This window comes from Hyella patelloides LEGE 07179 (assembly GCF_900659865.1).
Taxonomy (GTDB): Bacteria; Cyanobacteriota; Cyanobacteriia; order Cyanobacteriales; family Xenococcaceae; genus Hyella; species Hyella patelloides.
The window spans coordinates 1-5133 of sequence record NZ_LR214386.1 but is presented as its reverse complement, the minus strand read 5'-3'; the positions used below and the strand labels follow the sequence as shown (position 1 = coordinate 5133).

Below are 5133 nucleotides of genomic sequence, written 5' to 3'. Positions count from 1 at the left end.
GGGGGGACGGGGTTCACAAGCTGGGCGGGAGACCCGCCCAGACGACCCCTCACTTTTCTGGTTTTATGTTTTGTCTCTCACAGTTAACTGTGGTTTGTTGAAGTCCCCCCATCCCCGCGCTCGTCATATACAGATAGGTATTTTCAAGTGCGACATTTTAAAATTATGAAAATTTTATCGATTGAATGTGCGGATTGATTTTTTATTAGTAAATAGCTCGTAAATCGCTTTCTGTATAAGAGTTACAAAATTGAAAAAATACAAAAGTTTTCGGAGTCTGACAAAAGAGGGATATCTAGCTAGTGCGCGAGAATTAGTATTAGTTCGGAGCTTTTGAGCTTTTAAGCTCGCTTGCTTTTTAAAATTTGATTGTTGTGGATGACGAGTATGAAAAGCGCGGTAAATAACAGTTAATATTATTACCTCCTAACAAGCTACCTTTTTATCACCAAGGTATTAAAGCTAAAATGCTTATTCAATCTGCTTTTTAACTTGGTTGTTATCTAGCGAACTTCGAGGTAGTAATAAGTTTAATAGCACTCCGATGATGCTAGATAGTCCAATTCCTTCTAGAGCGAATGTTCCAGCACTAATGCTCATTCCGCCGACACCTAAGATTAAGATTGCACTAACAATTGCTATATTGCGGGGTTGTAATAGATCGTCTCTAGCTTGAATCATACTGTTGATACCAATAACTACGATAGTGCCAAACAGAACAATTAAAATACCACCCATTACGGGAACGGGAATAGTTTGTATGATAGCTCCCAATTTTCCGCAAAATGATAGTGTAATTGCAGTCAATGCTGCCCAAGTCATAATTCCTGGGTTGAAAGCTTGAGTTAAAGCCACTGCTCCTGTAACCTCGGAATAAGTAGTGTTAGGTGGTCCTCCTAAAAATGCAGCCAAAGTTGTCGCTAAACCATCTCCTAAGAGGGTTCGATGTATCCCTGGATCGCGCAGATAGTTATTTCCCGTCACCGAACCAATTGCTAGCACGTCTCCAATATGTTCTATCGCAGGAGCGATCGCAACTGGTAAGATAAAGAGAATTGCTGGTAGATGAAAACTTGGTACGGTGAAGCTAGGAATCTGCAACCAGGTAGCTTGTCCAACGGCACTAAAATCTACCAAACCAAAGGGTAAAGATACTAGATAGCCTGCAACAATACCAAATAAAATCGCAATTAACTTCAAGAAACCACGAGCCAAAATCGCAGCTAGCATAGTTGCTAAAAGAGAAACGGTAGCGATCGCTATCACGATCGCTCTACTATATCCTTCCCCCGCTTCCGAAGCCATTGCCACTGCGATGGGAGCTAAACTTAAACCAATAACCATAATTACTGGCCCAGTTACGATAGCTGGTAAAATTCGCGAAATAATTGCCGAACCACGCCAAAAAACAATTAGGCTCAAAACCAGATATAGTACTCCAGCAACAGCAAGTCCTGATAAGGTTTCAGCTAAACCAAACTTCTCAACGCTCAAAGTAATAGGTGCGATAAAAGCAAAAGAAGATGCTAGATAAACAGGAACTTTACCCCCTGTAACTAATTGAAAGCATAAAGTTCCCAATCCAGAGGTAAACAGAGCAACATTAGGGTCTAATCCCGCTAAAATTGGCACTAATACCAAAGCTCCAAAAGCTACAAAAAGCATTTGTACGCCCACTAAAAAATCTCGAATCCGAAATTTATAAGTCGTAGCCAAAACAGTTGTATCTTCACTCGCTTCTGATGAAATATCTCGAAATTTAGTCATTGATTATTATTTGATGAGCAGAACAAAAAGTTTTACGGCTCTCCCCTATATGTGATAATAAGTTTTACTTATTACAATAAGCAAGCTAATAGTTTCGCTCCTCAAATCAGAATCTATATTCAGCCATTAAGTAAAAACGAAATCACTTGCATTTAAATCAGTTACTTGGGTATCCAAGAGTATTGCTAAATCTTGACCCAAAGCATTAATAATAGTGTTACTACCGTCTTGAATCAAATTCAACTGGTCAAACCCCAGAGTTGTATTGGCAAAACCAATGACATCTTCAGTGGAAACAAAGTCAGTAATCGTATTCTCTTGACTGGGTAAATCAAGGGTGTCTGTAACTAACCAGAATTGATCGCTATCGCCTGTTCCTCCAGTGATAATATTATTACCTTCCCCCGAACCCAAAAAGAGGAGATCGCTACCAGAACCAGCAATAATGCGATGATTACTTCCTCCAAACAGGGTATCGTCACCACTACCCAAATCTACACGACTTAATTTCCCTCCAGGGGCAAAAGTAATATCTACAGTATCATCACCACTACCTGTAAAGAGAATCTGGTTGTTTCCGACAAATTCTTTGTCATCGGGAATTGCTGCATCAAAAAAGTCAGCTTCCGCACTACCAAACACTGTTTCTATTTCTTCTGGTAACGGTTCAGACCTTTCTACGGTTTGCACAACTCTACTACTACGGGGTGTCTCAATTCCCGACGAACCAGATTGAATATCGAGGTCTACCGTAATTGAATCTAAGACCTCATCGAGATTATATTCAATGCCAAAAGGAGTGGGGATGGGCTCACTAATCAAACTGGTTACCAGATTTTTATTGAGAATTTCCCAGAAGTCAGTTTCATTTTCATAGTTAACTAGAAAATCTGTAATATAGTCACGGATGGGAACAAAGTCGGGGTATTCCAAAGGGTCTTCCGTACCAATACCATCTTTGAGGTCTAAATCCACCGCCAGATCGATTACGGCTTCACCTTGATGTTCGATTTCATAATCGAGTAGTTGGAAAGAGAAAGTCTCCTCTAAAGCAAGTGCCTCAAGTTGAGGAGTTGCCACTGCCATAGTACTACGGGGTGTCTCAATTCCCGACGAACCAGATTGCACATCGAGGTCTACCGTAATCGAATCTAAGACCTCATCGAGATTATATTCAATGCCAAAAGGAGTGGGTATAGGCTCGCTCAACAGACTGGTTACCAGATTTTTATTGAGAATTTCCCAGAAGTCAGTTTCATTTTCGGTAATCTCACCAAAAGGAAAAGGTAAAGCTGCACAGTTTTCCATTGTTAAAAAGGGAACATCTGGCTCTGTAACTACTTGTTTGCTATTGTCAAACAAGCCTGTAAACCAATCAACAGCCCGATCTACTTGTTCTCTTGATGTTAGGGTAACTGCTTGAGCTTGGGAAGACAAGATAACTGAGGTGAACAGAGCAGTTAAGATACTTCTGGGAAATAATTTCATGCTGTTTTCGAGAAAAAGTGATTAAGTGGGGTTTACAGAAAAAGTTCTTGGATGAAGTTTAGGAGTAGGGGCTTGGCATTGCCAAGCCCGTAAAGTAGTCAGGAAATTTTAATTGATATAACACTTTTTAACCTGGTTGATTTTAATCATGTCCGTTTGCTTACTATGGTGATTAAAAAAAAGGAATAGAGAACACCTTAACAGCTAACAGCCTATTATTTGGTTTCTTGAAATCAAAAGTAAATTTATTCAAAATAAAATTGGTCGAACTGGTATTAATTGATTAATAATTAAACTAAGAAGACCGGGATTTGCTTTTCAGACAATAGATGCTGGAACTAGCTATTATTACCAAGCTAAAAAGAGTAGAAGGTTCGGGAATTGTCGTACCGTTACTGATACTCACTGTATTGATGCCAATAGCTCGATTTGGCACAGAAGAACTATAAACGAGCCGAGAAATATTAGCTTCTTCACTGACTACACCCAAAAATAGAGCCGAGTTATCTAATGCTAATGAAGAAGTACCTGGTACGGAAAAGCTGTCTAATAAATTGCCTCCATCGTCAAAAGCAGAAACCGAAGCAGTAAAAGAAAGAGTATCGTCTACAGCAATCTGAGTTCCTGCGCCAGTTACAGGAGTGGTAAAGTCAATTGTTATTGGACCTGGATTGCCAGGAGAAGGAAAAAAGCGAAAATCGGCTCCAGTAAATAAGAGAAAATCGCCATCAGCAAAGTTTGTAGGAATGCCTTCGGGTGGAAAGCCAGTTTGAAAGATAAAAGGTGGACTAATGGCTGGATCGTTACTAGGAGGAATAGCAAAATTTAGTTCTAAACCATTTTCTGAGGTAGCAGAAAAAGTATTGGGTAAAAAGGAATCGGGAGTAGGGGGCGCAACAGGGTCGAATACTCGCCCTAGACTGGCAAAATCTAGGCGATCGCTAGTTCTTAACGTCGAACGGTCTGTAACCAGTGTTAAAGCTTTTACGGGAGCAGCGATCGCTAAAGAAGAAGCTGTTACTACTGTTCCCATAACCGCTACGGCTAGATTATTGAGAGAAAAATTAATGGATCGAGTCATAAATGGAAGCTCACTTATTTGTGTTGCTACTAAATATTTACAAGAATAATGGCGGTAGGATAGTATTTTTGTGATTTTTTGTAATGCGTAATAATTATAGAAAGCAATTATGCGATCGCCATTATTTCAGCACCCTTGAAAGACATCAATTTTAATTTTCTCTAGCAAAATACTCGGCTAATTTTTCTGGTTCTAAAGCGGTGGTGTAATGTTTTGCCAACTCTGGAGTTGCTAGTTCGAGTAACACGGCATTTTCCACCCAAAACTCAATTACATCAAAGTAACCGCGACTACAACGCAAGCATCGCCATTGTTCGCGCTTGGCAATAGATTCGATTTGGGACTGGTCAAGCGGTATAGAAATAGCAGCGTGAGTAGCAATAAATTGCTTAGAAGAATTTTGATTTTGGTTTTGGTTATTGGTTGATCCCCTTCTCCTGGAATCATTTCTGTGCCAATAGGATAGACTTCAATCAAAGTCCCATACTTATCAGCAGCAAATGCTACATAACTGTCTGAATGAGATGAAAAAGGAGCAGAATAACCATTAAACAGTTCGGCTAACACTTCAGCAACGTGAAGTGGGTTTTTAGCAGGGAGAGAAATGTGATGAATCATGGTTTTTTAACACCTATTAAACTGTTAGATCTTTAATTTAATCTTTTCAAGGACTGGAGTTTAGACTAAGTAGATTGAATATTTAGTCAATGCAATAAATAAATAGATTCAGAAAATCAACTTGATTGATTGGAAAATGGGAACTCCTTAAGCTGATTTATTCTCTTCTTTCGCTTTTT

General features: G+C 39.4%; 3 protein-coding genes and 1 pseudogene. All 4 read right to left on the bottom strand.

The genetic code is table 11. From position 1 onward, the window contains the following. Positions 1-471: 471 nt before the first annotated feature. Positions 472-1767, bottom strand: coding sequence for a uracil-xanthine permease family protein (locus H1P_RS34960; protein WP_144876326.1), 1296 nt, complete (start codon positions 1765-1767; stop codon positions 472-474). Positions 1768-1893: 126 nt separating this feature from the next. Then, a pseudogene (locus H1P_RS39730) lies at positions 1894-2433 on the bottom strand (calcium-binding protein); the annotation flags it as partial. Positions 2434-3550: 1117 nt separating this feature from the next. Beyond that, positions 3551-4336 (bottom strand): hypothetical protein, encoded by a 786-nt coding sequence (locus H1P_RS34950; RefSeq protein WP_222427407.1) that lies wholly within the window; start codon positions 4334-4336, stop codon positions 3551-3553. A gap of 270 nt (positions 4337-4606) precedes the next feature. Continuing rightward, positions 4607-4954 carry a hypothetical protein gene (locus tag H1P_RS34945; protein WP_222427406.1) on the bottom strand — a complete coding sequence of 116 codons (348 nt, stop codon included), beginning with the start codon at positions 4952-4954 and terminating at the stop codon, positions 4607-4609. Positions 4955-5133 lie beyond the last annotated feature (179 nt).